Origin of the sequence: Prauserella endophytica (assembly GCF_005146945.1) — a bacterium.
In the GTDB taxonomy this organism is placed as follows: domain Bacteria; phylum Actinomycetota; class Actinomycetes; order Mycobacteriales; family Pseudonocardiaceae; genus Prauserella_A; species Prauserella_A endophytica.
The window spans coordinates 98,916-123,702 of record NZ_SWMS01000008.1; the positions used below are offsets into that span (position 1 = coordinate 98,916).

Below are 24,787 nucleotides of genomic sequence, written 5' to 3' on the forward strand. Positions count from 1 at the left end.
GGTCGGGTCTAGCCGGGGAGGTCCACCAGGGTCGCCAGGGTGGAGCGGTGCCTGCCCGCGGTGCCCAGGGCGATCTGGTCGGCCTTGGCGCGCTTGAGGTACAGATGTGCGGGGTGCTCCCACGTCATGCCGATGCCGCCGTGCAGCTGCACGCACTCCTCGGCCGCGTGCACCGCGACCGTCGAGCAGTACGACTGGGCGACCGCCACGGCCACGCCGGTGTCGTCGCTGCCGGAGGCGAGCGCGTCGGCCGCGTAGCGCGCCGCCGCCCGCGCGGCCACCAGCTCCAGCCACACGTCCGCGAGCCGGTGCTTGAGAGCCTGGAACGAGCCGACCGGGCGGCCGAACTGGTACCGGCCCCCGACGTAGGCGACGGTCGTCTCCAGGCACCACTCCGCGACGCCGAGCTGCTCGGACGCGAGCAAACCCGCGCCGGTCAGCAGCGCGCGCTCCAGCGCGGCGGGAGCTCCGTTCGCTCCGGCGAGCAACGTCGCCTCCGCGTCCGTGAACGTCACGTCGGCGATCCGGCGCGTGAGGTCCAGCGGCACCGGTTCGGTCACGGAAGCCGCCGCGGCCGCCACCGCGTAGAGCCCCGGCCCGTCCGGTCCGCTCGCCGGTACCACGAACACGTCGGCCGCGGAGCCGTCGGCCACCGACCGCACGGTGCCCGTCAGCCGTCCGTCGGCGTCGGCGGCGACGGCCGAAGGGAACGCGGTGCCCGGCGCGGTGGAGAGTGGCACCGCCAGCGCACCCGTGGCCTCGCCGGAGGCCAGCCTGCGCAGCAGCGCCGCGACCGGCTCGTGAGTGGTGTCGGCGCCCAGCAGCGCGGCCGTGGCGAGCACGGCGCTGCCGAGGAACGGCACCGGCGCGACGCTGCGACCCAGCTCCTCCAGCACCAGCGCGGTCTCCCGCGCCGACGCGCCCTGGCCGCCGAGTTCCTCCGGCACCGGCAGCCCGGCCAGGCCCAGCTCCACGGACAGCGTGCGCCACAGCTTCGCGTCGTAGGGTTCCGCGCTCTCGACCCTGGCCAGCAGCGCGGAAGGCTCGCAGCGGTCGGTGAGCAGGTCGCGCACGCTCGCGCGCAGGTCGGTCTCGACGTCGGAGTACAGCAGGTCCGGGTTGCTCATCGGGGCAGGTCCTTCCAGGCGACGTCCTTGTCGGCGCGAGGTTCCGACGGCAGTCCGAGCACCCGCTCGGCGATGATGTTGCGCAGGATCTCCGAGGTGCCGCCCTCGATGGAGTTGCCCTTCGCGCGCAGGTAGCGGTACCCGGCTTCGCGGCCGGTGAAGTCGACGAGCTCGGGCCTGCGCATCGTCCAGTCGTCGTAGCGCAGCCCCTCGTCGCCGAGCAGCTCCACCTCCAGCCCGGACAGCGCCTGAGACAGCCGCGCGAACGCGAGCTTCATCCCGGAGCCCTCCGGGCCCGGCGAGCCGACCGCGAGCTGCTGGCGCAGCCGCATCCCGGCGAGCCGGAACGCCTCCGTCTCCACCCACAGCGTCAGCAGCCGGTCGTGCAGCTCCGCAGTGCGCAGCTCGGGCCGCTCCCGCCACGTCGCCGCGACCTTGCCGAGCATCCCGCCCTCGCGTGGCATCGCGTTGCCGCCGATGGCCACCCGCTCGTTCATCAGCGTCGTCTGCGCCACCCGCCAGCCCTCGCCGACGGCGCCGAGCCGGTGCGCGTCGGGGATCCGCACGTCGGTGAGGAACACCTCGTTGAACTCGGCCTCGCCGGTGATCTGGCGCAGCGGGCGCACCTCCACGCCCGGATGCGTCATATCGCACACGAAGTAGGTCATGCCCGCGTGCTTGGGGACATCGGGATCGGTGCGGGTCACCAGGATCGCCCACCGCGCGGTGTGGGCGCTGGAGGTCCACACCTTCTGCCCGTTCACCACCCACTCGTCACCATCGCGCACGGCGCGCGTGCCGAGCGCGGCGAGGTCCGATCCGGCACCCGGTTCGGAGAAGAGCTGGCACCACACCTCCTCGCCGGTCCACAGTGGACGCAGGAAGCGGCGCTTCAGCTCGTCGGAGCCGTAGCGCAGCACCGTGGGCGCGGCCATGCCGAGCCCGATGCCGATGCGGCGCGGGTTGTTGTCCGGCGCGCCCGCCGCGGCCAGCTCGGCGTCCACGACGGACTGCAGTTCGCGGGGCGCGTTGAGCCCGCCGAGTCCCTCGGGGTAGTGCACCCACGCCAGTCCGGCGTCGAACCGGGCGCGCAGGAACTCCAGCCGGTCCGTGGTCGCGGGGTCGTGTGCGGCGAGCAGCGCGGCGACGCGCTCCCGGAGTTCCTTGGCGTCTACAGCGGACTCACTCATCACAGGTACCTCTTCAGCTCGCGGCGGGCGAGTGAGCGTTTGTGGACTTCGTCGGGTCCGTCGGCCAGGCGGAGCATGCGGGCGGCTGCCCAGAGTTCGGCGAGGGGGAAGTCCTGTGAGACGCCGCCGGCGCCGTGGGTTTGGATGGCTTTGTCGAGGATCCATTCGACGGAGGTGGGGGTGGCGATCTTGATGGCCTGGATCTCGGTGTGGGCGCCTTTGTTGCCCTTGGTGTCCATGAGCCAGGCGGTCTTGAGCACGAGCAGTCGTAGCTGTTCCACGCGTACGCGTGCCTCGGCGATCCATTCCTGGATCACGCCTTGCTGGGCGAGGGTTTTGCCGAAGGCTTCGCGGGCGGTGGCTCTGCGGCACATCAGTTCGATGGCGCGTTCGGCCATGCCGATCAGGCGCATGCAGTGGTGGATGCGGCCGGGGCCGAGGCGGGCCTGGGCGATGGCGAAGCCGCTGCCTTCTTCGGCGATCAGGTTGTCGGCGGGTACGCGGGCGTTGTCGAAGACGACCTCGGCGTGGCCGCCGTGGTCGCCGTCGGTGTAGCCGAACACGTGCATGCCGCGTTTGATGTGCACGCCGGGGGTGTCCCTGGGCACCAGGATCATGCTCTGCTGCCGGTGTGGTTCGGCGTCGGGGTCGGTTTTGCCCATCACGATGAAGATCCGGCAGTTCGGGTTCATCGCGCCGGAGATGTACCATTTGCGCCCGTTGATCACGTAGTCGGTGCCGTCGCGGCGGATGCGGGTGGCGATGTTGCGCGCGTCGGAGGAGGCGACGTCGGGTTCGGTCATCGCGAACGCCGAGCGGATCTCCCCGTCCAGCAACGGTTGCAGCCACTGTTCGCGTTGCTTTTCGTTGCCGAACATGGCGAGCACTTCCATGTTGCCGGTGTCCGGGGCGGCGCAGTTGAGCGCGGTCGGGGCGAGCGAGGGGCTGCGGCCGGTGATCTCGGCCAGCGGCGCGTACTGCAGGTTGGTCAGCCCCGCGCCGTGTTCCCCGGGCAGGAAGAAGTTCCACAGCCCGCGCTTGCGTGCCTCGGCCTTGAGCTCCTCGACCACCGGCACGCTGGTCCACGGGTTCTCGCGTTCGGCGAGCTGCTCGTGGAACACCGGCTCGGCGGGGTAGACGTGCTCGTCCATGAACGCCAGCAGCTTCTCCCGCAGCTCTTCCGTCGTGGCGTCGAACGTGAAGTCCATCAGTCCTCCTTCAGAATGGCGTTGCCGTGCGCCACGAGCGGGGGCACGCCGTCGCCGATCGCCTCGAAGCCGGCGCCGACCGTCTTGCCCTGGCTGAACCGGTAGTAGATGCCCTCCAGGATCACCGCCAGCTTGAAGAACGCGAAGCCGATGTACCAGTTGAGCGTGGAGACGTCGCGTCCCGAGCCCTCGGCGTAGCGGGCGATCACCTCGTCGGTGCCGGGATAGCCGGGCGCGGCGCTGACGTTGCTCACGAAGCTCAGGTCCAGCGTGCTGCGCTCGGCGTAGGCCACCAGCAGGCCGAGGTCGGTCAGCGGGTCGCCGAGGGTCGACATCTCCCAGTCGAGCACGGCCTTGATCTCGTCGTCGGCGCCCACGAGCACGTTGTCGAGCCGGTAGTCGCCGTGCACGATCGCGGGCGGCGGCGAGACCGGGATCCGCGCGGCGAGCCGGTCGTGCAGCTCCTCGATGCCGGGCAGGTCGCGGCTTCGCGAGGCGTCGAGCTGCTTCTTCCAGCGGCGCAGCTGGCGCTCGAGGAAGCCTTCCGGCCTGCCGAAGTCGCCGAGGCCGACGCTGTCGGGCTCCACGGCGTGCAGGTCGACGAGGGTGTCGATCAGCCGGTCGGCGATCGCGCGGGTGCGCTCGGGCCCGAGCGCGGTGAGCTCCTCGGCGCTGCGGTACGGCGTGCCCTCGACGAACTCCATCACGTAGAACCGCGCGCCGAGCACCGACTCGTCCTCGCACAGCAACACCGTCGGCGGCACGGGAACGTTCGTCGGGCCGAGCGCGCTCAGCACGCGGTGCTCGCGCTTCATGTCGTGCGCGGTGGGCAGCACGTGGCCCAGTGGCGGCCTGCGCACCACCCACCGGCCGGTGCCGTCGGTGACGATGTAGGTGAGGTTGGACCGGCCGCCCTCCACGACCGTGGCCGACAGCGGCCCCGAGACGAGGCCGGGGCGCTCGCGGTCGAGGTGGGCACGCAGCCGCGCCAGGTCGAGCCCGGGCGGGTTCTCGTCGCTCATCTGACCTCCTTGTCAACGGTGCGACTGGTCGCGGGCACCGCCCGCGGGGTCACGCGACCAGGATCGCCACGGTCTCCGCGACGCAGGCGGGCTTGGCCTCGCCGTCGATCTCGATCGTCCAGCGCACGATGGCCTGCTTGCCCTGTGCCGTGTCGGTGACCTGGGCGAGCTCGGCGCCCGCCCTGATCTTGGAGCCGACCTTGACGGGCTGTGGGAAGCGGACCTTGTTGACGCCGTAGTTGATGCCCATACGCAGGCCGTCGACGCGGTAGACCTCCTTGCCCAGCATGGGGATCAGCGAGAGCGTGAGGTAGCCGTGGGCGATCGGGGCGCCGAACGGGCCCTGCGCGGCGCGTTCGGGGTCGACGTGGATCCACTGGTGGTCGCCCGTGGCGTCGGCGAACAGGTTCACCTGCTCCTGGGTGACGGTGTGCCAGTCGCTGTGGCCGAGGTGCTCGCCCACGGCGGCGGCGAAGTCGTCGAGGCTGGGGAAGACGCGCACCTCGGTCACGCCTTCGGCCCGCCCGCCACGTAGATGACCTGGCCCGACACGAACCCGGCGCCCTCGCTGACGAGGAAGGACACGACGTTGGCGATGTCCTCGGGCTGGCCGACCCTGCGCACCGGGATCTCCTGGGCGGCGGCCTTCTTGAAGTCCTCGAACGACATCCCGATGCGCTCGGCGGTCGCGGCCGTCATGTCGGTGGCGATGAAGCCGGGGGCGATGGCGTTGACGGTGACGCCGAACTTGCCGAGCTCGATCGCGAGCGTCTTGGTGAAGCCCTGCAGGCCGGCCTTCGCGGTGGAGTAGTTGGCCTGGCCGCGGTTGCCGAGCGCCGAGGTCGAGGAGAGGTTGACGATGCGGCCCCAGCCCTGCTCGGTCTGGTGCTTCTGGACGGCCCTGCTCATCAGGAACGAGCCGCGCAGGTGGACGCCCATGACCGAGTCCCAGTCGGTCTCGCTCATCTTGAACAGCAGGTTGTCGCGGGTGATGCCGGCGTTGTTGATCAGCACCGTCGGGGCGCCCAGCTGCTCGGCCACGGCCGCGACGGCGGCCTCCACCTGCTCGGCGTCGCTCACGTCGAGACCCACGCCGATCGCCCTGCCGCCGTCGGCGACGATGGCCTCGGCTCCCGCCTTGGCTCCGGCCTCGTCCAGGTCGAGCAGGCCGACGGCGAAGCCGTCACCGGCGAGCTTGCGGGCGATGGCCGCGCCGATGCCGCGGCCCGCCCCGGTGACGATCGCGACACGGGAAGGGGACTCGGTCACGTGGTTCCTCCTCAGTGAGTAAGCGTGCGCTTAGGAAGGTACCAGGGGACCGGCCGTGGCGGCAGCGGGCGCGCGCACGCGGATCAGGCCGGGCACGAGCGCGGCGATGGCGAGTACCTCGTTGAGGGCCAGGAACCGTTCGACGAGTCCGAGCGGGATCGCCCGCCACCAGGGCTCGCCGCCCGCCAGCATCACCAGCACCGCGCCGATGATGAGCCCGAACCACGCCAGCGACGTCACGCCGAGCACGCGGGCGAGCAGGCGGAGGTTGGGGGAGTGCGGGTAGGCCGCGCGGGCGGCGGCGAGTACCGCGAGCGGCAGGCACACGAACGCGACGACGCTCGCGTAGCGGTGGATGGTGCCCCCGAGGCTCGGCCCGATCGACCAGTCCGTCTTCGGGAACGCGACGATCACGAGCAGGCCCAGCGCCCAGGCCGAGCCGAAGATCGTCGTCGCGGAGAGGGCACGCACGCGGCCGTGCCGGACGAGGGCAAGGAACACCGCCGCGGACCCGGCCGCGACGAGCAGCACGGCGAGGTCGAACAGGAGCTTGCCGGGCCCGAGCGCGTACTCGCTGATGGTGCGGCGCACGGGGTCCACGTCGGCGCTGGTGACGGGCAGCAGGTGTAGCAGGCCCATCAGGAGGCTGCCGAGTGTGAGCGCCGCGAGACCCGTCGCCGGGAGCGCGGCGCTGGTGCGGGCCGGTGCGTCGTCCGCCATGAAACCCCCTCCGTGTCCCGGTTCCGTTCCATTCAGCCACGAAGGGTGTGAGCGCGATGTCAGGTGACGACGCGGCGCAGTATGGTCCTGAACACGTCACGGTCCACTGTGGAGGGTTCAACGGCGAGCCACGCGCCGATCTCGCGCACGAACCGCTCCGGCGTCATCGGCGCGGCGACGGCGTCGGCTCCGGGGTCGGTGGTCAGCTCACCGTCACGGCTGGGGTAGAGCACCAGCGCGCCGCGCACCTCCACGTCCGGCAGCAGCGCCTCGAACTCGGCGACGCTCTCGGCGAGCCTGCTGCCGCCGCCTCGGAAGCGCTGCCCGTTGCGGTACAGCACCCCGTCGGCGGTCTCGTAGTGCCCCGGCAGCCAGCGCTTCGACTCGACGAGCACGAGCCTGCGCCCGCACAGCACCGCGTGGTCGACGTCGGCGAACACCGAATCCGGCCAGGCGAGGCCGTGGAAGACCCGCACGCCCGGCAGCCGCGTGAGGTAGCGGGCGAGGAGGTCGGCGGTGAGGCGCTCGGCCACCTGGTCGTCGTCCTGGCCGGGGGTGCCGAACACGGCGCGGCCGCCGAACTCGGTGCGGAACGCCCGCACGGAACGCAGGGCCGACAGGTGCCGCCGGACGAGCACGTACGACGCGCCGAGTGCCGCCGCGACCAGGAGCAGCCACATCACGAGCGCCGGGGTGGCGAAGGTGACGCCCAGCGGCAGGGGCAGCGCGAGCACGACCACGGCGCCGAGCGCGATGGCGGCGGGGGCGTGGCCAGGTGAGCCTGGATAGTGCACGCGAGTGATGGCGTCCACCGTGTGCCACCACGGGATCGTCGCCGGGTCGACGCGCGGGGCGGCCGGGGTGAACGCGGGGTCCTCGCCGAAGCGGCGGGGACGGGTGCGCGGCGCCGGCCGGGTCCGGGTGGCCGTCGCCGTCGTGGCGGGGGCGGGCGGTTCGTGCCGCTCCGGGTCGCCCGCGTCGTACTCGGCGCGGCGGACCGGATCGCCGAGGGTCTCGTACGCCTCGCGCAGCAGGCGGAAGGTCCCGGCGGTGCCACCCGTGTCGGGGTGCATCGAGCGGGCCAGCGTCCGGTACGCCGACTTGATCTCCGCCGGGGTGGCATCGGGCCGCACGCCAAGGAGCTCGTAGTAGTCGACGTCAGGCATCCGGCACCTCCTCGCGAGCGCTCACCCTATGGCGTGCCCGCGCCGGGGCGAGCACCGCCCGCCCGGCACGTCCGGGTGGATCGGTTGTGTGCTAAGGGAAGTCGGGAACGCACGACTCGCGGGTGGTTAGGCTTGGGGGCGTGTTGACGTCCGGAAGGACCGTGGTGCTCGACGGCGGGCTCGCCACCGAACTCGAGGCGCGCGGGCACGATCTCTCGGACGCGCTGTGGTCGGCGCGGTTGCTCGCCGACGACCCGGAGGAGATCGTCGCCGCGCACGTCGCGTTCTACCGCGCCGGGGCCGAGGTCGCCACGACCGCGAGCTACCAGGCGAGCTTTCCCGGGTTCGCCGCGCGCGGCATCGACCGCGCCGAGGCCGCGGCGCTGCTGCGGCGCAGTGTCGAGCTGGCGCGCAGGGCACGGGACGCCGTCGCGGGCGACGGGCGTCCGCGCTGGGTCGCCGCCTCGGCGGGACCCTACGGCGCGCTGCTCTCCGACGGCTCCGAGTACCGCGGCCGGTACGGACTGACCCAGCGTGAGCTGGTCGCCTTCCACCGGCCCCGGCTGGAGGTGCTCGCCGAGGCGGAGCCGGACGTGCTCGCGCTGGAGACGGTTCCCGACGTCGACGAGGCCGCGGCCGAGCTGGCCGCGCTCGAAGCCCTGGACATGCCGGGCGTGCCGGTGTGGCTGTCGTACACGGTCGCGGACGGGCGGACCCGCGCCGGGCAGAGCCTGGAGGAGGCGTTCGCGGTGGCCGCCGGGAACGCGCAGGTGCTCGCCGTGGGCGTCAACTGCTGCTCGCCCGCCGAGGTCGCCGACGCCGTCGCGATCGCGGCGGAGGTCTCCGGCAAGCCGGTGATCGTCTACCCGAACAGCGGGGAGGGCTGGGACGCGGAGGGGCGTCGCTGGGCGGGAGCGCCCACTTTCTCCCCCGATGAGGTGAACCGGTGGGTCGATGGCGGCGCCGCCCTCGTGGGTGGTTGCTGCCGCGTCCGGCCTGGTGACATCGCTGATTTGGCGCGTGCGCTGCGCGTAACCTGATCGAGCCTTTCGGTAATTCCGAAAGGCGACCTCGCCGCGCGCGTGTGACCCTCGAATTCCGGGTAATCCGAACCACCAGAAAAAAGTGTGGTCTGCGCACCACGAACGCGTGTGACGGGCACCGTCCACACGCACGGCCCGCTGTGCCTGATCAGCTCGAACGGCGACGCGGGCCGGCCGGCCACGGAAAGGATGGAAACCGGATGAACATCACGGAATCATTCAACGATGCGCTGCGGGCGGTGATTACCTTCCTCCCGAAGTTCGTCGTGTTCCTGGTGATCCTGGTCATCGGTTGGCTTGTTGCGAAAGCCCTTCGCAAACTCGTCGATGTCGTGCTGGAGCGGCTTCACTTCGACCGCGCCGTGGAGCGTGGCGGCATCAAGCGCGCGCTCGCCCGGTCCAAGTACGACGCCAGTGGCCTGATCGCCGCGCTGGTCTACTACGCGGTGCTGCTGATCGCGTTGCAGATGGCGTTCGGCGTGTTCGGGCCCAACCCGATCAGCGCCATGCTGGCCGGCATCGTGGCGTGGCTGCCGAGGGCGATCGTCGCGATCGTCATCGTCGTGGTGGCCGCCGCCATCGCCAACGCGGTGCGTGACCTGGTGGGCAGCGCGCTCGGCGGCCTGAACTACGGCAACTTCGTGGCCAGGCTGACGCAGGTCTTCATCATCGCGCTCGGCGTGATCGCCGCGCTGAACCAGATCGGGGTCGCGACTGCTGTCACCACCCCGGTGCTCGTCGCCGTGCTGGCGACCGTGGGCGGCATCCTCGTCGTCGGCCTCGGTGGCGGCATGGTCCGCCCGATGCAGCAGCGCTGGGAACGCTGGCTGAACCGCGCCGAGGAGGAGATGCCGAACGCGAGGTCGCAGGCCCAGGCCTACCAGCGGGGCCGCGAGGACGCCATCCGTGCCAGGACGGGCGAGGCGGCCCAGCCCACGATGCAGTCGCCGCAGACCGAGCCCATCCAGACGGGCACGCCGCGGGGCGGCGCCACGCCGCCTCCGGCCACACCGCCCACGACGCCGCCTCCGGCACCGCCGCGCGGCGACTACCCGTGACGCCGCGCTGACCCGACCGAACCCAACCGCAGTGAAGGCCACCTTGCCTGCGTTCAACGCAGGCAAGGTGGCCTTCACTGCGGTTGGCGAGCTGGGTGCGGTCAGAAGAAGAGCAGGGGGTCTACGTCGCCGCCCGTGACCGCGACCGTGCCCGCCGCGGCCAGCAGGCACACGGCGACCAGCCGCAGGGTCACCCAGTCGGAGTCCCAGCCGTCCCGCAGCGGTGGGTGCCAGCCGGCCTCGGTGGCCGCGTCCTGGATGCCCCGTGCGTAACCGGCCAGCTCGACAGCACTGACCCGGCCGCCGCTGAGCGTCAGGATGTCGCGAACGGCGGCGGCGTGCTGGTCGACGCTGGCGAGCAGTCCCGGCGCCAGACCACCGACGGCGAGCCCGACACGGCTCAGCCGGTCGGCGAGCGCGGAGAGCTCCCGCTTCGCGGCAGACTCGTGCCACGCGTTCAGCAACCAACCCATGGAGGGAGAGCTTAGGTCCCCTATTCGGGTGCGAGAAGAGGCCCCAGCGGCCCGAGGTCGATGTTGAGATCCTCCGGTTCGAGCCCGAAATGATCTCGGAGCTCACCCATCTTCTCCTCGAGCCGCATGAGGGTCAGGCCGATGCGTTCCACCTGCTCATCGCTCAGTTTTCCGTCCTCGACGCGGCGCAGCGCCTGCCGTTCCATCAGCTGCCGCAGCAGCTCGACGATCGTCAGCACGAGGCTCACGAGACCCTTCTCGACGGTCTCCGGGTCGGCGTCGATGTGCTCGGTCAGCTCGTGTCTGTGGGCGTTCTCACTCACCGGAGAGGCTCCGTTCCAGCGTGCTGGCCGACGTGATCAGCGCGCGCAGGGACACGTGCACGAGGTCTACCTCCGCGATCGACAGCGTCACCTCGCCCGAGAGCACCACCCCGCCGGCGAGGACGCGGTCCAGCAGGTCGACCAGCGCGATCCGGCGTTCCGGCGCGGCGGCCTCCAGCTCGCCGGTCATCGCGCCGCCTCCTCGGCGCCCTGCTCGACGCCGGCGAAGGAGTACGCGGGCCACGGCCCGGTCAGCTCGAGCCGCACGCCCTCCACCTCGCCGCCCAGCCGTTCGACGGCGGCGGCCAGCTCGTCGGCCTTCGCGTCGTCCACGAGATAGGCGCCGTTGAGCACGTTCCAGCCCTTCCGGCCCGACAGCTTCGGGTCCTGCGGCGGGTGCCTGCGGGCGGCGGTGGCCAGAGCCGCGAGCTCACGGTGCAGCCGGTCGGCGTGCGCGGACGCGTTCCGCTCGGCCTTCTCCCTCGCCGAGAGCTGCGCCTTCCGGCGCAGCAGGTAGGCGGTCCCGGCTCCGCCCTTGCTGCCCTGGCCGCCCTGGCCGCCGGGCTCCGCGGGAGCGTCCGCGGCAGCCAGGGCGTCCGGGTCGGCGTAGGCCTTCACCCCCCACTCGGTGCGGCCGGTCAGCAGGGCCAGCGCGCTCTCGAGGTCGGGGCGGCGCCGGATGAGCAGTTCACGGACGCGGTCGTCGCCGAGGCACACGGTCGCCAGCCGCAGCGGCACCGCGGCCGGTGCGGCGCCGCCCACGGTGGTGACCACGGCGTCGTGGGCCCGCGCCGTGGCGGCGAGCCAGTCCAGGTCCTCCAGGTTGCGCTTCAACGGCTCCGCGCCGAACTCGGCGAGGTCCACGGCACTCACCACGGCGACGAGCCCCGCGTCCTCCACCACGTGCACCGGCGCCCCGGCAACCCCCCGCAGCCCGGTGAGCGCGTCCGTGTCGAGCTCGCGGGCGATCGCGTAGAGCCAGCGCCCGGATGTGTCCGCCATCGTCGTTCACACCTTCCATCAGCGCGCCAGCGCCTCAGCGCCGCTCGTCGCGGGCGGGTTCCTCCTCCTCGGCGAGCTCGCCGTTCACCACGTCCACCGGCTCGTCCTCGTCGCTCGCCCCCTCGACCTGCCTCGGCTCGTCCCGGCCCGACTCGAGCCGCGCGATCCGCTCGCGCAGCTCCTGGTTCTCCCGCTCGAGCTCCCTGGTGCCGTTGCTGCCGGTGAGCCACGGATCGTTCTCCCACCAGTTGATGCCGACCTCCTTCGCCGTCTCCAGCGAGGCGACGACGAGCCGCAGCTTGATGGTCAGCAGCTCGATGTCAAGCAGGTTGACCTGGATGTCACCCGCGATCACGAGGCCCTTGTCGAGCACCCGCTCGAGGATGTCGCCGAGGTTGGCGGGCTGGTGGCCTCCGGATGCCTGCGAGGACCCGAGCGCGGAGGACGCCGGCTGTCCGATCTCGGTCATGCCATCCCGTTCCCCGAGTCGCCCCTGCCGCGGTTGAAACGGCGGGTTCTTCGGTAGGCGAGCAACTCGCCCCCGAGGTCCAAGTCCACTTCGTACAGTGCGAGGAGGTCGGAGGTGGAGGGGATCCTCCGTTCCTCCACGACCTCGACCTCCACGCGCCAGCCGTCGTCGGTGGGCTCCACCGACGTGACGCCCACGATCTCGCGGCCCGTCAGCTTGCCGATGTGCTCCAGCGCGACCTCGGCGGCCTCCGGAGCGGGCAGTTCGGACGCGCCCTGCTTGCCTGCCACTGCCATCACTCCTTCACGGCGCCCGGTGACTCCGGCTCACCGGTCATGCGGTCGAGAGCCTCCTGCTGCACTCTCGCCTCCTCGCCCGACGAGATCTCGCCCGCCTCCCTGGCCTCCTCGGCGGCCTCGAGGTCCCGGCGCACCGACGCCGGATCGCGCATCTCGGTCTCGACACGCTCCTGGATCACCCTGCCGAGGGAGATCACACCGCGGACCGGGGCCAGCGGCAGGCCGAGGATGAACGAGACCACACCCATGTCCTCACTCCTGCGGTTGCTTCGTCACGACGAAGTCGTACGCGGCGAGCGGGCCGAGCAGTCGCATGTGGACCCTGCCCTCCCATGCGTTCGCCAGCTCGCCGACGACCTTCTCGAGGTCGCTCTGCCGGGCGACCTCGGCGAGGCACGCGACGTAGACGGCGTCGCGCTCGTGCGTGGGCTCCCGCACGTTCACGGTGACGCCCAGCTCGCCGAGCTTCTCGACGGCCTTGCGGGTGTCGACCTCGCGTTTGGCGGCGATCGCGTTGTTGATCAGCTCGCCGAGCGCGATGCGGTCGTTCCGGGCGGCGTCCTCCGGCTTCTCCTTGACGGCCTCGCGCAGGCGCGCGGCGTCCTCGCTCTCCTGGAGGATCTCCTTGAGGACGGCCTGCTCGTCGTAGCGGCCCTTGACCACGTACTCCGCCTTGCCGTCCAGCTCGCGCAGCGCGGAGGCGAACTCGTCGTGGTGTTCGGCGAGCAGTTCACTCGTCACGGCATCCTCATCGGAGACCACGGCACCGAAACGCAGCGGCAGCACGGGCGCCACGCCGGCGGTGGCGTCGAGGACCTGCGCGTGTGCGGTGAGGTCCTCGGGTTTGCCGATCGGCTTGTCGGGGCTGATGTGGCTCACCAGCGCAGCGATGTCGCCATGCCGCACCACCGCGATCTCGCTCGGCGGGTCGCCGATGCCCCGCGCCTCGGGGTCGCTCTCCACATCGGCGGGCACGATGCCGTAGATGTAGGCGACGGTGTCGCGCTCGTTGCCCTCGCTCGCCTGGGTGTCGGCGGTGTCAGCCATGTCAGTCCTCGTCCTTTCGCCTGCGGCCACGGTTCACCGGCTCCCGATCGCCCTCGTCGGCGGGCTCGGCGAGGAAGTCCTTGAGCTTGTCACCCGCGGCTTCGAGCGCGCCCTTGGTCCTCGACTTGGCCCCGCCCTCGTTCATGTCCTGGATGAGGTCGGGCAGGCCCTTCTGCTCGTTGTCGGAGATGTCGAGCCGGTTCACTGCCTCGGCAAACCGCAGATAGGTGTCCACGCTGGCCACGACGATCCGCGCGTCGATGGTCAGCAGCTCGATGCCGACGAGCGAGACGCGCACGTAGGCATCGATCACCAATCCCTTGTCCAGGATCGTGTCGATGACGTCGGCGAGGCTGGAGGACGAGGGCCGGTCGAACCCTCCTCCTCCGCCGCCTGCCGGCTGGACAGCTGTGGTCACGAACGACCTCCTCGGGTCTTGCGCGTCGTGTTCCCCGACGCCGTGCGCCGGCGACGGGGCCGGGACTCCTCCCGGTCGTTGCCTTCCGTTGTTCTTTCCTCGGGCGGGTTCTCCGCGTTCTCGTCCTCCGCGTTCTCGTCCTCTGCGGACTCTTCTTCGGGCTCTTCCTCGGACTCTTCCTCGGACTGTTCGTCGACGACCTCGCCCTGCCGGATCTCCCCGCGCCAGCCCTCGACTTCCTCGGGGTGCAGCAGCGCGTGCGCCATGACGTGGCGCTGGAAGTGCTTGAGCTCCAACCGGGCCCTGCGGCCCTGTGCGCGCCAGAGGTTGCCGGTCTTCTCGAAGAAGCCCTGCGGGTGGTACTCGAGCACGAGCACGATCCGCGTCAGCTGGGGGCCGAGTTCGTGGAACGTCACCGCGCCGTCGACGTAGCCCTTCTCGCCCTTGGAGCGCCATACGATGCGCTCGTTCGGCACCTGCTCCTCGATGGTCGACTCCCACGTGCGGTGGGAGAGGAAGATCTGCGCCTTCCACTCGAGCTTCTCGTCGGAGACCTGTTCGACCCGCTCGACCTTCTTCATGAAGCGCGGGTAGTCCGTGAACCGCGTCCACTGGTTGTAGGCGAGGTCGATGGGCACGCCGACGTCGATCGACTCGACGATGTTGGTGACCTTGACCTTGTCGCCAGTGCCGCCACCACCGCCGCCGGGTGTGAGCCCACCGACCGCGTCCTTGACCTTGTCCTTCACGCGGCTGAACCCGGCGCTCATCGCGGCCGACGTCGGCGACTTGCCCTCGGCTAGCTTCGAGGCGCCGGTCAGCGCGGCCTTGAGACCACCGCTGCCGCCGCTCTCGGCGTAGTGGTTGAGCCGCTCCGCTGTCGCGGACACACGGTCGGTCACCGACGACGCCGCCCGCTCCGCCATGGTCGTTGCGAGCTGTCCCATCGCCTGCTTGAGCAGCTCCGAGGGGGTCAGTGCGCTGCCGGCCTGTTTCGCGGTGTCACCCGCCGTCTTCGCCGCGCCCTCGCCGGTGTTCTTCGCCGCGCTGCCCGCGGCCTTTGCGGCCTTCGACGCCGTCCTCGTGGCCACTGCCCTCACCTCCCGGTACGCCGCACGGGCGCCCGGCCACGGGCCGGCGTAGCGCGGGTACGGGTGGTCCTGCCCTGCGAGGACCGGCTCGCCGCCGACCGGGTCTGCGCGGCGCGCCTGCGCCGGGGCGGTTCCGGTTCCTCTTCCTCCTCGGGCTCAGGCTCTTCGGATTCCTCCGATTCCTCGGTGTCCTCCAGCTCGCCGGTGTCCTCGGCCTCCTCGTCCTCGCCTGGCTCCTCCTCGGTCTCCGCCTCCTCGGCGTCGATGTAGTCCTCGTCCTCGGCTGCTCCGGCTTCGTCGCGCTTGCCGGTCCCTGGTGCGCGGACGCCCTGCAGCCGGTCGTTGAGCGAGTCGATCCGGCTGCTCGCCGCCGCCATCGCCGCCGACCTGGCCGCGTCGACGAGGTCGCCGCGCACGCTGTCGGTGATCTTGCTCAGCTCGGGCGATGCGGCGAGCCGCTTGACCCCCTGCTGCAGCAGCTCGCGGGGCGCTCCGCCCAGCTTTCCGGTCGCCCCCGCCGCGGCGATCATCAGCGCCAGCCGCATCTTGCGAGTGCGCCCAAGGAGGTACCCCGCGCCGACTGCCGCGGCTACCTGTGCCCCGCCTTTCATGATCGATCTCCTTCGATCAACGGTGGTTTGCTAACTGCCGAGCCTTGCCCACGGACGAGTTACCACCATTGGGTGACGACGAAACGCTGTGGCGCCGCTCGGAGGCGAATTACTCCAGGTGGCGCAGCATGTGCCGGGTCCTCGCCGGGGCACGGCGACACACACGCTCTAATCTGTCCGCGTGACAGGGGAGGCGCCGTTGAGTGACGAAGAGGGACGCGTGGTCGGCGGCCGCTACCGCCTCCAGAGCCGCATCGGCAGCGGCGCCATGGGGGTCGTGTGGCGGGCCGTGGACGAGCGTCTCGATCGCACGGTGGCGGTCAAGCAGCTCCTGCTCCCACCCGGGCTGAACGAGGCCGAGACCGAGAAGGCCCGGCAGCGCGCGTTCCGGGAGGGTCGCATCGCCGCGCGACTGCAGCACCCCAACGCCATCTCGCTGTACAACGTCGCCGACGAGGACGGCCGGCCGCTGCTGGTGATGGAGTACCTGCCCTCGCGCAGCCTCTCCGCGGTGCTCGACGAGCGGGGCGTGCTGCCGCCGGTCGAGGTGGCCCGCATCGGCGCGCAGGTCGCCTCGGCGCTGACCGCCGCGCACACGGCGGGCGTCATCCACCGGGACGTCAAGCCCGGCAACATCCTGCTCGGCGACGACGGCACCACCAAGATCACCGACTTCGGCATCTCCCGCGCCGCAGGGGACATCACGGTCACCAGCACGGGCCTGCTCGCCGGGACACCCGCGTTCCTCTCTCCCGAGGCGGCGCGCGGCAGCGAACCCGGGCCCGCCTCCGACGTCTTCTCCCTCGGCGCGACGCTCTACGCCGCGGTCGAGGGCCGGCCCCCGTTCGGCAACACCGAGAACGAGATCGCGCTGCTGCACACGGTCGCGACCGGGCAGACCATCCCGCCGCGCCAGGCGGGCCCGCTCACCGCCCAGCTGCAGGCGATGCTGAGCACCGAGCCCTCGGCGCGGCCGACGATGGCCTGGGTCGCCGAGGCGCTGCAGGCCGTCGCCGACGGCAAGCAGCCACCCGTCGCCGACCCGCCGACACTGCCCGCGACGGCTCCCGCGCCGCCTCCGCGCAGGCCGGCGACCCGGCTCGACCTCCACCCGGCTTCGCCGCTGCCCCCGCCTCCGACGTCCCCGCCGCCGCAGGCCGCGGTCTCGCGGATGCCGCAGGGCCAGGCGCCGCCCCCGCAGTCCTCGCAGGGCAGGCGCATCGCGCTGACGGCGCTGGCCGTGCTGGCCGCGGCGGCGCTCGGGATACTCGCGGCCGAGCTGCTGGTGAACGCCACGAACAGCGCGGGTGCCTCGGCGGGTGCGGGCGCCGCGACCACCACCGCCGCGACCACGACCGCCGCGGCCGCCACCACCGCCGTCTCGTCGAGTCTCTCGAGCCCCGCACCGACCTCCGAGACGGCCGACCCGGAAGAGCTGGTCGACGCCGTCGAGGACTACTACGCGGCACTGCCCGACGACACCGACGCGGGCTGGGCCGCGCTGGGGCCGGGCCTGCGTGAGCAGGGCAGGGACGAGTACGAGGAGTTCTGGGACGAGATCAAGAGGGTCGAGGTGGTCAGCGGCCCTCGGGCGCTGAACGAGGAGACCGTGCAGGTGGCGCTGGAGTTCACCGTGGACGGCGGTGACGTGTACCGCGAGGTGCACCGGCTCGGCATGGTGACCGAGGGCGGCGACGTGCTGATCGACTCCGACGAGCTCGTCTCCTCGCGCAAGATCGAGAACGGGGGCAAGGGAGACAAGAAACGCCGGGGCGAACGGGACTCGGACGACGACGGCTGAGCGTGATCGACCGGGGTAGTGATCATCGAACCCGGTCTGGTGAGGTAGTTTTGGCCAGCTCACCTCTTCTGCCGCACCAGTAGATCAGTCGGGGAAACCGTGTCTCAGGAGAACAGTTCGACCGAACCGCAGCCGGACGACGAGACCCGCCAGGAGGCGGAGACCACCGAGCCGACCGCACCCGGGTCCGGGGAATCCACCGAACCCACCGAGCCCACGGAGCCCACCGAGGCAGCGGAGTCCGCGAAGGCCACCGAGCCCACCGAGCTCACGGAGGCAGCGGAGCTCACCGAGGCAGCGGAGTCCGCGGAGCCCACGGAGTCCGCAGTGGACTCCGGCCCCGACCGGCGGAAGCTGCGGAAGGCCGGTGTCATCGCGGGTGCCGTGGTCGGCGGGCTGGCACTGCTCTACGGCCTCGACCTGCTGGTGACCCAGGGCGACGTGGCCAGGGGCACGGTTGTCGCCGGTGTCGACGTAGGCGGCATGAGCACCGAGGACGCCGAGCAGCTGCTGCGCACCGAGCTGGAACCCCGGCTCACCGGGCCGGTCGAGCTGGCCGCCGCGGGAACGTCGCACACCCTCGACCCGGCCGCCGTCGGCCTGCGCGTCGACTGGGCCGCCACCGTAGCGGAGGCCGCGCGGCAGCCGCTGAACCCGTTCACCAGGATCGCGTCGTTCTTCTCCAGCGACGACATCGGCGTGGTCTCCGAGGCCGACCCCCGCCGCTTCGACGCCGAGGTGGAGCGACTGCGGGCCGCGGTCGACCGCGACGCCGCCGAGGGCACGGTCCGCTTCGAGGGACTCACTCCCGTGGCGCAGGACCCGGAGGAGGGGGTGAAGCTCGACGTCGCCGAGGCCGGCTCCCGGATCCTGCGGTACTGGCCGGCCGAGGGCACGCTGTCGCTGCCCGTGTCCACCCTCCCGGTGCGCAGCACCCCCGAGACCGTGCGCGCGGCGCTGGAGCAGATCGCCACCCCGGCGGTGTCCGGGCCCGTCACCGTGCACGGCGAGGGAAGGGACGCGGTGCTGCAGCCGGAGGCGATCGCGGCGGCGCTGAAGTTCACCGCGCGCGAGGACGGTTCGCTCGCCCCGCGCATCGACCGCAAAGCCGTCCTCGACGCCGTCGGCGCCGAGCTCGCACCCACCGAACAGCGCGGCCGCGACGCCCGGTTCGTCTTCGCGGGCGGCTCCGTGCGCATCGAGCCGTCCGCGCACGGCCGCGGCATCGACTGGGACAAGACGCTGGCGGGCCTGCCCGACGTGCTGAAGCAGCGCGGCGAGCGCGCGATCACAGCGACGTACGCGGCGCAGCCCGCGGCGCTGACCACCGAGGAGGCGCAGCGGCTCGGCATCAAGGAGGTCATCGGCGAGTTCACCACCGAGGGCTTCGCCTACGACTCGGGCATCAACATCCGCACCGTTGCCGAGAAGGTCGACGGCGCGGTCGTGAAACCGGGGGAGACGTTCAGCCTCAACGGGTTCACCGGTCCCCGCGGACTCGAACAGGGCTACGTCGCCGCCGGCGTGATCTCCAACGGCGTGCCGGGCCGCGCGGTCGGCGGCGGCATCTCGCAGTTCGCGACCACGCTCTACAACGCCGCGTACTTCGCCGGGATGAAGGACACCGAGCACAAGGAGCACAGCTACTACATCAGCCGATACCCGGAGGGCCGCGAGGCCACGGTGTACCAGAACCCGGACGGCTCCAGCGTCATCGACCTGAAGTTCACCAACGACTCGGAGACCGGCGTGGTGATCCAGACGATCTGGACGGAGTCGGACATCACCGTGCGGCTGTGGGGCACCAAGCGCTACGACGTGGAGTCCGTGACCGGCGAGCGCTTCGGCTACACGTCGCCGCCGGTGCAGGTGGAGCCGATCGAGACCTGCTCGCCGAGCAGCGGCGCCAGCGGCTTCAGCGTGACCGACACCCGGATCCTCCGCGACGTAGCCACGGGCGAGGTGGTCCGGCGCGAGCCGCGCACGGTCGTCTACAACCCGCAGCCCGCCATCGTGTGCGAGGAACCCGAACCGGAGCCGGAACCCGAGCCCACCCCGCGGCCGTCCCCCGAGCCGGCGGACGGCGGGCAGGGCGAGAGCGAGCAGCCACCGTCCACACCGGACGCCACGGACGGGGTGAACCCCGAGGGCGCTCAGGGCTCCACGCAGTAGACGGTGAACGCCGAGCGGATCACCGGCTGCGCCACGTTGCGCACCCGGACGCCGCCGGGCGTCACGCCGCGCTCGCAGCCGGCGTGGGCGTGGCCGTGCACCGCGAGGTGTGTTCCGCTGGCGTCCACGGCCTCGCCGAGCTGGTAGGCGCCAAGGAACGGGTAGATCTCCAGCGGTTCGCCGTGCAGGGTGTCCGGCACGGGCGAGTAGTGCATGAGCGCGACCCGGATGTCGCACGACAGCGATTCCAGCGCGGACTGGAGCTTGCCTGCGATCTCGATGGTGTGCCCGACGAACGCCTTCATCTCCGGCTCTCCGAACGCGCTCGCGCAGCGGCCCTCGAATCCGCCGCCGAAGCCCTTCACCCCGGCCACGCCGAGGCGGTGCCCGTCGATGGGCAGCACCACGCCGTCGCCCTCCAGCACCTGAATGCCGCCCTCGGTGAGCACCTCGGTGACCTCGGGCACGGCGTCGCCGTGGTGGTCGTGGTTGCCGAGCACGGCGAGCACCGGGACGCCGACGTCCTGGAACTCGGTGGCGACCACGCGCGCCTCCTCCGGAGTGCCGTGCCGGGTCAGGTCGCCCGCGAGCAGCAGGACGTCCGCGTGCTCGGGCAGGTGCTCCAGCGCGGGCCGAAGCCTGCCCTGTGCGTCCGGGCCGAGGTGCACGTCGCCGACGGCCGCGATGCGGATCATCGGAGCACCTCCGGCTCGCCGGGCTCGCCCGCCTCGACCACGTCGACGTCGTTGTGGACGGTCAGCGTGGGTTCCTTCTCGTGTGCCACGCGGTCCAGTTCCTCCTTGCAATGCTGGGACGCCACGGACCCGCAGAGGTACACGTGCTCGCCCTTCACGGTCACCTGGATACCGAGCTCCGCGGTGCGCGGGTCCTCCGCGAGCGCTCTGCGGATCCTCGCCGCGACGTACTCGGGTGCCTCGCCGTTACCCGGGTTCAGCATCGGACGCTCCTTTCACGCCGAGATCGGTGAGCAGGCCGAGACAGGCCCGCGCGTACGGCGAACCGGCGGTCTCGCGCTCCACCCGCGCCCAGTCGACCTGCTCGCGCAGCGCCCTCGCGATCGGCAGCAGCGGTGTGAGGTCGCAGCGGTGCGGGCCGAGCACGAGCAGCTTGTCGACCATCACGTCGGTGGCGGGCAGCACCGGCGCCGAGGTGGCGCCGACCCGGATCTCGTCGCAGCTGTCGAGCAGCTCGGGCGTCACCGCGCGCTGGTTGGGCCTGAAGATGAGGTCCACGAGGCAGTCGCCGTCGTACACCTTGGTGAGCCAGTCCTCCGGTGGGTCCGCGGCGCGCATGCCCTCCGCGATGAGCGCCTTGCGCGCGACACCGGCGTCCTGCTCGGTGACGAAGATGTCCACGTCGTGATCGGAGGCGGGGCCGCCACGCGCGTACACCGCGCAGCCTCCGGCGAGCGCGAACCGCAGCCCGCCCGCCTTGAGCGTGTTCACCACCCTCGTGATGGTGCGCAGCAGCTGTTCCTGGTCGACCTCCATCGTGTTCGGTTACCCGCTCGGCTCGTGGGTATGCGCCGTGTGGAGGTGATGCGGTGATGGCACAACCGAACCCGATCCAGATGCAGAAGTACCTGGCCGGAGTGGACTACCCGTGCTCGAGGGACGACCTCGTCGAGCACGCCAGGAGCAAGGGCGCGGACGACGACGTGCTGGAGCACCTGCGCTCCCTGCCCGAGCGCACCTACGACGGTCCGAACGCGGTGAGCGCGGAGTACTCCAAGACCTGAGAGACCCGACGGCGACCTCCACGCGGCGGGGCGGGGCCACGTTTATGGCGGACGGTTGCGGCCCATCCTCGCCGCAGGAGGTGTGCCATGACCGATCTCGCCGTTGAACTCGACCTGCCCTCGGCCGGACCCGACGAGCCGAACGCCATCCGCATCGACAGCCCGCTCGACGGCGGGCTCGTCGGCAGGGTCGCCAAGGCGAGCAGGCAGGACGTCACCGACGCGGTCGCCGCGGCGCGGGCGGCACGGGTGGCGTGGGCGGGAACCCCCGCCGCGGAACGGGGAGCCGCGCTGCGCTCGGCGGCTGCCGCGATCCGCGACCGGGCCGACGACCTCGCGCGGGTGAACGAGGCCGAGACCGGCCGTCCCGCCGAGGACGCGAAGGAGGGCGTGCTCGCGGGGGCGGGCACGCTGGAGCAGTACGCCGAGCTTGGACCCGTGCACAGGGGGCGCAGCCTGCTCGGCGATCCCGGCGCGACCGACCTGATGGTGCCCGAGCCGAGGGGCGTGGCTGTGGTGCTGACGCCGTGGAACGACCCGGTGGCCGTGGCGTGCGGCCTGGTCGGCGCCGCGCTGGCGACCGGCAACACGGTGGTGCACAAGCCGAGCGAGCGCTGTCCCCACACGGGCCTGTTGCTCGGCGAGCTGATCACGCCGTACCTGCCCGAGGGCGTGCTGACGTGCCTGGCGGGCGACGGCGAGGTCGGCGCGTGGCTCGCCGGCAGTGAGGGCGTCGACCTCATCGCGCACGTCGGCAGCACGGAGGCCGGGCGGGCCATCGCCGGCGCGGCCGCGCGGACGGGCGCGAAGGTGCTGCTGGAGAACGGGGGCAACGACCCGTTGCTCGTCGACGGCGACGTGGACCCCGCGTGGGCGGCGGAGCAGGCCGCGACCGGCGCGTTCGCCAACAGCGGCCAGATCTGCGTCGCGGTGGAGCGGGTCTACGTGCACCGCGCGATCGCCGAGCCGTTCGTCGATGCCCTGACGGGCGAGGCCGAGCGGCTCGGCCTGCTGCCGCTCGTGGACCTGCCGCACCGGGAGAAGGTGCACGGGCAGGTCGCCGACGCGGTCGCCGCGGGGGCACGGCTGTGCGCGGGCGGCGTGGTTCCCGAGGGGCCCGGGGCGCGGTACCCGGCCACGGTGCTGGCCGACTGCGCGCCGGACCTGGCGATCATGCGGGAGGAGACGTTCGGGCCGGTGGCGCCCGTGTGTGTCGTCGACGACTTCGACCAGGGGCTTCGGATGGCGTGCGCGGACCGGTACGGCCTCGCGGCGACGGTGCTGACCCGCTCGATGGAGCACGCGCAGCGTGCGTGGCGCGCCCTGCCGGTGGGCACGGTGAAGGTCAACGCCGTGTTCGGCGGCGCCCCTGGCGGCGCGGCCCAGCCGAGGGGCGCCAGCGGCCAGGGCTTCGGCTACGGCCCGGAGCTCCTCGACGAGATGACCACCACCAAGGTGGTCCACGTCGAACCCGCCCCGGCTCCTGAGTGAGCCCCATGCAGTGCCCCATGCAGTGAAGGCCACCATCACTGCGTTGAACGCAGGCAAGGTGGCCTTCACTGCAGTCGGGTCAGCCCACTCAGTCGGGTCAGCCCACTGCTGCCGTGGGCAGAGTGGTCAGCGGGCGAAGAGGCCCACCAGGTTGCCCTTCGCGAGGGTGTGCCCGTCCACGGCGGCGTGGACGTCCTCCGCGCTCGCGCCCTCGCCGAGTCCCAGCGGGCGGTCGACGGCGTAGAGCCGGAAGAAGTACCGGTGCGCCTCGTCACCGACCGGCGGCTGCGGGCCGCCCCAGCCCAGCTCGCCGAAGCCGTTGCGCCCCGGCGTCGCCCCGGAAGGCAGGCGCCCCTCGTCGGCGCCGGTGCAGTCGGGAGCGAGCCCGGTGACGACCCAGTGGGTGAACGTCCCGCCCGGCGCGTCCGGGTCCTCGCACACCAGCGCCAGCTCCTCCGTCCCATCCGGCGCCCGCGTCCACTCCAGCGGCGGTGAGACGTTGTCGCGGTGGTGGGCGTAGCGGTCGGGGATCAGCGTGTGGTCGGTGAACGCCGCGCTGCGTAGCTCCAGCTCGCCCTCGCCTGGCCCGGGCGGGTTGCCCTCGGCGTCGATGGCCGGGTCGCCCCGGCTGGTGCCCCGGGTGCCCTTCGGGCCCGCCGCGCGGTCGGGGTCGCCGTGTGGTCGTGCGGGGTGCTCCCGCCGCAGCTCCTCGTTCGCGGCGCGGTCCGCGCGCTGGTCGTTCACTCCGCTGTCCTCGTACTCGGAGCGCAGCCGAGCACGTTTGACGTCGTAGCCGTGGCTTCCCGGATCCGGCATGGCTCCTCCTTTCCCGATCAACCACAGGAATTGCCGGCACCGGGGGCGGCAAACCTCGGCAAACCTCAGCGCACCACCAGTGTGGTGTCCCCGCGCCGGGGCACCAGCTCGCCGATCACCGGTGCGCCGGGGATCTCGCCCGCGAGCAGCAGGCCGCCGGATGTCTGCGCGTCGGCCAGCAGCAACGCGGTCTCCTCGTCCACGCCGAGCTCGGTGTGCGGGCGGACCCAGTCGAGGTTGCGGCGGCTGCCACCCGGCACGAACCCCGCGCGCAGCGCCTCGCGCGCACCGTCCACGAAGGGCACCGCGGCCGCGTCGACCACCGCGGTGACACCGCTGGCCCGCGCCAGTTTGTGCAGGTGGCCCAGCAACCCGAAGCCGGTCACGTCGGTCGCGCACCTGATCCCCGCGGCCACGGCCGTTTCCGCCGCGGTGTCGTTGAGCGTGGTCATCACCTCGATCGCCTGCTCGAAGCGCTCCGCGGTCGCCTTGTGCCGTGCGTTCAGCATCCCGAGCCCGAGCGGCTTCGTCAGCGACAGCGGCAGCCCCGCGCGGCCGGAGTCGTTGCGCAGCAAGCGATCCGGGTCGCCGACACCGGTGACCGCGAGGCCGTACTTTGGTTCCGGGTCGTCCACGCTGTGACCGCCGGCGAGGTGGCAGCCCGCGCTGGCGCACACCTCCTTGCCACCGCGCAGCGCCTCGGCCGCCAGCTCGAACGGCAAGGTCTCGCGCGGCCAGCACAGCAGGTTCACCGCCACCACCGGCTGCCCGCCCATCGCGTAGACGTCCGACAGCGCGTTCGCCGCCGCGATCCGGCCCCAGTCATAGGGATCGTCCACGACGGGCGTGAAGAAGTCGGTGGTGGCGATCAGCGCCTTCCCGTCCTCGATCCGGACCGCCGCGGCGTCGTCGCCGTCGTCGAGGCCGACGAGCAGTTCCCCGTGCGGCTCGGCGGGCCCGCCGCCGGTCAGGCCGCGCACCACCTCTTCCAGCTCGCCGGGCGGGATCTTGCAGGCACAGCCGCCGCCGTGTGCGTACTGCGTGAGTCGGTAAGCCATGCCACCCATCCTCGCGCTGCGAACGCCGACGCGCCTTGCGAAGATGGCGGCATGTCCCAGGGAGGCGCTTCCGGCCTGGTGACCGGCGCGGTCTTCAAAACCGTGGAACGGCAGGCACTGTCGTTGGCGGGTTCGATTCCCGTTCGCCTCCGCC

30 protein-coding genes and 1 tRNA gene are annotated in these 24,787 nt (G+C 71.9%); 7 read left to right on the top strand and 24 right to left on the bottom strand.

All coding sequences use genetic code 11. The features are described from left to right. Positions 1 to 8: 8 nt before the first annotated feature. From FCN18_RS16350 to FCN18_RS16385, 8 genes are read right to left on the bottom strand one after another with little or no spacing between them, the layout of a single operon-like run. A complete protein-coding gene (locus FCN18_RS16350) occupies positions 9 to 1,127 on the bottom strand; it encodes an acyl-CoA dehydrogenase family protein (protein ID WP_137095513.1) in 1,119 nt (372 codons plus the stop codon). Continuing rightward, entirely contained in the window at positions 1,124 to 2,317 is a 1,194-nt protein-coding gene (locus FCN18_RS16355; RefSeq protein WP_112274331.1) for an acyl-CoA dehydrogenase family protein, read from the bottom strand. Before FCN18_RS16355 ends, FCN18_RS16350 begins: the two co-directional genes overlap by 4 nt. After that, positions 2,317 to 3,525, bottom strand: a complete 1,209-nt coding sequence (locus FCN18_RS16360; protein WP_137095514.1) for an acyl-CoA dehydrogenase family protein — start codon at positions 3,523 to 3,525, stop codon at positions 2,317 to 2,319. Before FCN18_RS16360 ends, FCN18_RS16355 begins: the two co-directional genes overlap by 1 nt. Next, positions 3,525 to 4,547, bottom strand: coding sequence for a phosphotransferase family protein (locus FCN18_RS16365; RefSeq protein ID WP_137095515.1), 1,023 nt, complete (start codon positions 4,545 to 4,547; stop codon positions 3,525 to 3,527). Before FCN18_RS16365 ends, FCN18_RS16360 begins: the two co-directional genes overlap by 1 nt. Positions 4,548 to 4,596: 49 nt before the next feature. Continuing rightward, positions 4,597 to 5,058 carry a MaoC family dehydratase gene (locus FCN18_RS16370; protein WP_112274328.1) on the bottom strand — a complete coding sequence of 154 codons (462 nt, stop codon included), beginning with the start codon at positions 5,056 to 5,058 and terminating at the stop codon, positions 4,597 to 4,599. Beyond that, positions 5,055 to 5,816, bottom strand: a complete 762-nt coding sequence (fabG, locus tag FCN18_RS16375) for a 3-oxoacyl-ACP reductase FabG (RefSeq protein WP_112274327.1) — start codon at positions 5,814 to 5,816, stop codon at positions 5,055 to 5,057. The genes FCN18_RS16370 and fabG overlap by 4 nt, the downstream gene beginning before the upstream one ends. Before the next feature lie 30 nt (positions 5,817 to 5,846). Further along, positions 5,847 to 6,536 (bottom strand): DUF998 domain-containing protein, encoded by a 690-nt coding sequence (locus FCN18_RS16380; RefSeq protein ID WP_137095516.1) that lies wholly within the window; start codon positions 6,534 to 6,536, stop codon positions 5,847 to 5,849. A gap of 59 nt (positions 6,537 to 6,595) precedes the next feature. Next, a complete protein-coding gene (locus FCN18_RS16385; RefSeq protein WP_137095517.1) occupies positions 6,596 to 7,702 on the bottom strand; it encodes a J domain-containing protein in 1,107 nt (368 codons plus the stop codon). A 140-nt stretch (positions 7,703 to 7,842) separates the two neighbouring features. Between FCN18_RS16385 and mmuM the strand changes: the two genes are divergently transcribed. Further along, positions 7,843 to 8,742 (top strand): homocysteine S-methyltransferase, encoded by a 900-nt coding sequence (mmuM, locus tag FCN18_RS16390; protein ID WP_137095518.1) that lies wholly within the window; start codon positions 7,843 to 7,845, stop codon positions 8,740 to 8,742. A gap of 203 nt (positions 8,743 to 8,945) precedes the next feature. Then, positions 8,946 to 9,803: a mechanosensitive ion channel family protein gene (locus FCN18_RS16395; RefSeq protein WP_137095519.1), complete on the top strand. Its 858-nt coding sequence runs from the start codon at positions 8,946 to 8,948 to the stop codon at positions 9,801 to 9,803. A 101-nt stretch (positions 9,804 to 9,904) separates the two neighbouring features. Here the strand turns inward: FCN18_RS16395 and FCN18_RS16400 are convergent, their stop codons facing one another. From FCN18_RS16400 to FCN18_RS39100, 11 genes are read right to left on the bottom strand one after another with little or no spacing between them, the layout of a single operon-like run. After that, positions 9,905 to 10,276 carry a DUF6401 family natural product biosynthesis protein gene (locus FCN18_RS16400; RefSeq protein ID WP_112274317.1) on the bottom strand — a complete coding sequence of 124 codons (372 nt, stop codon included), beginning with the start codon at positions 10,274 to 10,276 and terminating at the stop codon, positions 9,905 to 9,907. 20 nt (positions 10,277 to 10,296) lie between these two features. Beyond that, a complete protein-coding gene (locus FCN18_RS16405; RefSeq protein ID WP_112274315.1) occupies positions 10,297 to 10,599 on the bottom strand; it encodes a gas vesicle protein K in 303 nt (100 codons plus the stop codon). Continuing rightward, positions 10,592 to 10,789 (bottom strand): gas vesicle protein, encoded by a 198-nt coding sequence (locus tag FCN18_RS16410; RefSeq protein ID WP_112274313.1) that lies wholly within the window; start codon positions 10,787 to 10,789, stop codon positions 10,592 to 10,594. Before FCN18_RS16410 ends, FCN18_RS16405 begins: the two co-directional genes overlap by 8 nt. After that, a complete protein-coding gene (locus FCN18_RS16415; protein ID WP_137095520.1) occupies positions 10,786 to 11,601 on the bottom strand; it encodes a GvpL/GvpF family gas vesicle protein in 816 nt (271 codons plus the stop codon). Before FCN18_RS16415 ends, FCN18_RS16410 begins: the two co-directional genes overlap by 4 nt. Positions 11,602 to 11,635: 34 nt before the next feature. Then, complete coding sequence (locus tag FCN18_RS16420; protein WP_137095521.1) at positions 11,636 to 12,070, bottom strand: gas vesicle protein; 435 nt, start codon at positions 12,068 to 12,070, stop codon at positions 11,636 to 11,638. Then, on the bottom strand, positions 12,067 to 12,360 hold the full coding sequence (gene gvpO, locus FCN18_RS16425) for a gas vesicle protein GvpO (RefSeq protein WP_369973601.1): 294 nt from the start codon (positions 12,358 to 12,360) through the stop codon (positions 12,067 to 12,069). Before gvpO ends, FCN18_RS16420 begins: the two co-directional genes overlap by 4 nt. A 5-nt stretch (positions 12,361 to 12,365) precedes the next feature. Beyond that, entirely contained in the window at positions 12,366 to 12,617 is a 252-nt protein-coding gene (locus FCN18_RS16430; protein ID WP_137095522.1) for a gas vesicle protein GvpG, read from the bottom strand. A gap of 4 nt (positions 12,618 to 12,621) precedes the next feature. Further along, entirely contained in the window at positions 12,622 to 13,416 is a 795-nt protein-coding gene (locus FCN18_RS16435; RefSeq protein ID WP_137095523.1) for a GvpL/GvpF family gas vesicle protein, read from the bottom strand. 1 nt (position 13,417) lies between these two features. After that, positions 13,418 to 13,834 (bottom strand): gas vesicle protein GvpJ, encoded by a 417-nt coding sequence (gvpJ, locus tag FCN18_RS16440; protein ID WP_113643023.1) that lies wholly within the window; start codon positions 13,832 to 13,834, stop codon positions 13,418 to 13,420. Then, on the bottom strand, positions 13,831 to 14,925 hold the full coding sequence (locus FCN18_RS16445; protein WP_170200563.1) for an SRPBCC family protein: 1,095 nt from the start codon (positions 14,923 to 14,925) through the stop codon (positions 13,831 to 13,833). Before FCN18_RS16445 ends, gvpJ begins: the two co-directional genes overlap by 4 nt. A gap of 5 nt (positions 14,926 to 14,930) precedes the next feature. Then, positions 14,931 to 15,536 (bottom strand): hypothetical protein, encoded by a 606-nt coding sequence (locus FCN18_RS39100; protein WP_158303122.1) that lies wholly within the window; start codon positions 15,534 to 15,536, stop codon positions 14,931 to 14,933. A gap of 199 nt (positions 15,537 to 15,735) precedes the next feature. Between FCN18_RS39100 and FCN18_RS16455 the strand changes: the two genes are divergently transcribed. Together FCN18_RS16455 and FCN18_RS16460 are read left to right on the top strand one after the other, a co-directional pair. Further along, positions 15,736 to 17,337 carry a serine/threonine-protein kinase gene (locus FCN18_RS16455; RefSeq protein WP_137095524.1) on the top strand — a complete coding sequence of 534 codons (1,602 nt, stop codon included), beginning with the start codon at positions 15,736 to 15,738 and terminating at the stop codon, positions 17,335 to 17,337. Between the two features lie 99 nt (positions 17,338 to 17,436). Then, positions 17,437 to 19,509: a VanW family protein gene (locus FCN18_RS16460; RefSeq protein ID WP_228713993.1), complete on the top strand. Its 2,073-nt coding sequence runs from the start codon at positions 17,437 to 17,439 to the stop codon at positions 19,507 to 19,509. Here FCN18_RS16460 and FCN18_RS16465 read toward each other — a convergent pair. The 3 genes from FCN18_RS16465 to FCN18_RS16475 are packed head-to-tail and all read right to left on the bottom strand — an operon-like array spanning position 19,491 to position 21,020. Beyond that, the gene (locus FCN18_RS16465; protein ID WP_112274294.1) at positions 19,491 to 20,204 is read right to left on the bottom strand and encodes a metallophosphoesterase family protein; all 714 of its coding nucleotides are present in this window, start codon (positions 20,202 to 20,204) and stop codon (positions 19,491 to 19,493) included. The two genes, FCN18_RS16460 and FCN18_RS16465, sit on opposite strands and share 19 nt — an antisense overlap. Then, complete coding sequence (locus FCN18_RS16470; protein ID WP_112274292.1) at positions 20,201 to 20,467, bottom strand: BON domain-containing protein; 267 nt, start codon at positions 20,465 to 20,467, stop codon at positions 20,201 to 20,203. Before FCN18_RS16470 ends, FCN18_RS16465 begins: the two co-directional genes overlap by 4 nt. Further along, positions 20,451 to 21,020 carry a nucleotidyltransferase family protein gene (locus FCN18_RS16475; protein WP_112274290.1) on the bottom strand — a complete coding sequence of 190 codons (570 nt, stop codon included), beginning with the start codon at positions 21,018 to 21,020 and terminating at the stop codon, positions 20,451 to 20,453. Before FCN18_RS16475 ends, FCN18_RS16470 begins: the two co-directional genes overlap by 17 nt. Before the next feature lie 56 nt (positions 21,021 to 21,076). On the opposite strand from FCN18_RS16475, the gene FCN18_RS16480 reads away from it, so the two are divergent. Beyond that, positions 21,077 to 21,268: a DUF2795 domain-containing protein gene (locus tag FCN18_RS16480; RefSeq protein ID WP_110339494.1), complete on the top strand. Its 192-nt coding sequence runs from the start codon at positions 21,077 to 21,079 to the stop codon at positions 21,266 to 21,268. Between the two features lie 87 nt (positions 21,269 to 21,355). Beyond that, entirely contained in the window at positions 21,356 to 22,759 is a 1,404-nt protein-coding gene (locus FCN18_RS16485; protein ID WP_137095525.1) for an aldehyde dehydrogenase family protein, read from the top strand. 126 nt (positions 22,760 to 22,885) lie between these two features. On the opposite strand, the gene FCN18_RS16490 is transcribed toward FCN18_RS16485, so the two are convergent. After that, positions 22,886 to 23,371, bottom strand: coding sequence for a YbhB/YbcL family Raf kinase inhibitor-like protein (locus FCN18_RS16490; protein WP_228714013.1), 486 nt, complete (start codon positions 23,369 to 23,371; stop codon positions 22,886 to 22,888). Positions 23,372 to 23,640: 269 nt separating this feature from the next. Continuing rightward, positions 23,641 to 24,633, bottom strand: a complete 993-nt coding sequence (selD, locus tag FCN18_RS16495; protein ID WP_112274285.1) for a selenide, water dikinase SelD — start codon at positions 24,631 to 24,633, stop codon at positions 23,641 to 23,643. Positions 24,634 to 24,693: 60 nt separating this feature from the next. On the opposite strand from selD, the gene FCN18_RS16500 reads away from it, so the two are divergent. After that, a tRNA-Sec gene (locus FCN18_RS16500) sits at positions 24,694 to 24,785 on the top strand. Positions 24,786 to 24,787: the final 2 nt, after the last annotated feature.

Coding starts and splice junctions, on each gene's coding strand:
- FCN18_RS16350 (WP_137095513.1), bottom strand. CDS start 1,127: ATGAGCAACCCGGACCTGCTGTACTCCGACGTCGAGACCGACCTGCGC.
- FCN18_RS16355 (WP_112274331.1), bottom strand. CDS start 2,317: ATGAGTGAGTCCGCTGTAGACGCCAAGGAACTCCGGGAGCGCGTCGCC.
- FCN18_RS16360 (WP_137095514.1), bottom strand. CDS start 3,525: ATGGACTTCACGTTCGACGCCACGACGGAAGAGCTGCGGGAGAAGCTG.
- FCN18_RS16365 (WP_137095515.1), bottom strand. CDS start 4,547: ATGAGCGACGAGAACCCGCCCGGGCTCGACCTGGCGCGGCTGCGTGCC.
- FCN18_RS16380 (WP_137095516.1), bottom strand. CDS start 6,536: ATGGCGGACGACGCACCGGCCCGCACCAGCGCCGCGCTCCCGGCGACG.
- FCN18_RS16385 (WP_137095517.1), bottom strand. CDS start 7,702: ATGCCTGACGTCGACTACTACGAGCTCCTTGGCGTGCGGCCCGATGCC.
- FCN18_RS16395 (WP_137095519.1), top strand. CDS start 8,946: ATGAACATCACGGAATCATTCAACGATGCGCTGCGGGCGGTGATTACC.
- FCN18_RS16400 (WP_112274317.1), bottom strand. CDS start 10,276: ATGGGTTGGTTGCTGAACGCGTGGCACGAGTCTGCCGCGAAGCGGGAG.
- FCN18_RS16410 (WP_112274313.1), bottom strand. CDS start 10,789: ATGACCGGCGAGCTGGAGGCCGCCGCGCCGGAACGCCGGATCGCGCTG.
- FCN18_RS16415 (WP_137095520.1), bottom strand. CDS start 11,601: ATGGCGGACACATCCGGGCGCTGGCTCTACGCGATCGCCCGCGAGCTC.
- FCN18_RS16420 (WP_137095521.1), bottom strand. CDS start 12,070: ATGACCGAGATCGGACAGCCGGCGTCCTCCGCGCTCGGGTCCTCGCAG.
- FCN18_RS16430 (WP_137095522.1), bottom strand. CDS start 12,617: ATGGGTGTGGTCTCGTTCATCCTCGGCCTGCCGCTGGCCCCGGTCCGC.
- FCN18_RS16435 (WP_137095523.1), bottom strand. CDS start 13,416: ATGGCTGACACCGCCGACACCCAGGCGAGCGAGGGCAACGAGCGCGAC.
- FCN18_RS39100 (WP_158303122.1), bottom strand. CDS start 15,536: ATGAAAGGCGGGGCACAGGTAGCCGCGGCAGTCGGCGCGGGGTACCTC.
- FCN18_RS16465 (WP_112274294.1), bottom strand. CDS start 20,204: ATGATCCGCATCGCGGCCGTCGGCGACGTGCACCTCGGCCCGGACGCA.
- FCN18_RS16470 (WP_112274292.1), bottom strand. CDS start 20,467: ATGCTGAACCCGGGTAACGGCGAGGCACCCGAGTACGTCGCGGCGAGG.
- FCN18_RS16475 (WP_112274290.1), bottom strand. CDS start 21,020: ATGGAGGTCGACCAGGAACAGCTGCTGCGCACCATCACGAGGGTGGTG.
- FCN18_RS16480 (WP_110339494.1), top strand. CDS start 21,077: ATGGCACAACCGAACCCGATCCAGATGCAGAAGTACCTGGCCGGAGTG.
- FCN18_RS16485 (WP_137095525.1), top strand. CDS start 21,356: ATGACCGATCTCGCCGTTGAACTCGACCTGCCCTCGGCCGGACCCGAC.
- selD (WP_112274285.1), bottom strand. CDS start 24,633: ATGGCTTACCGACTCACGCAGTACGCACACGGCGGCGGCTGTGCCTGC.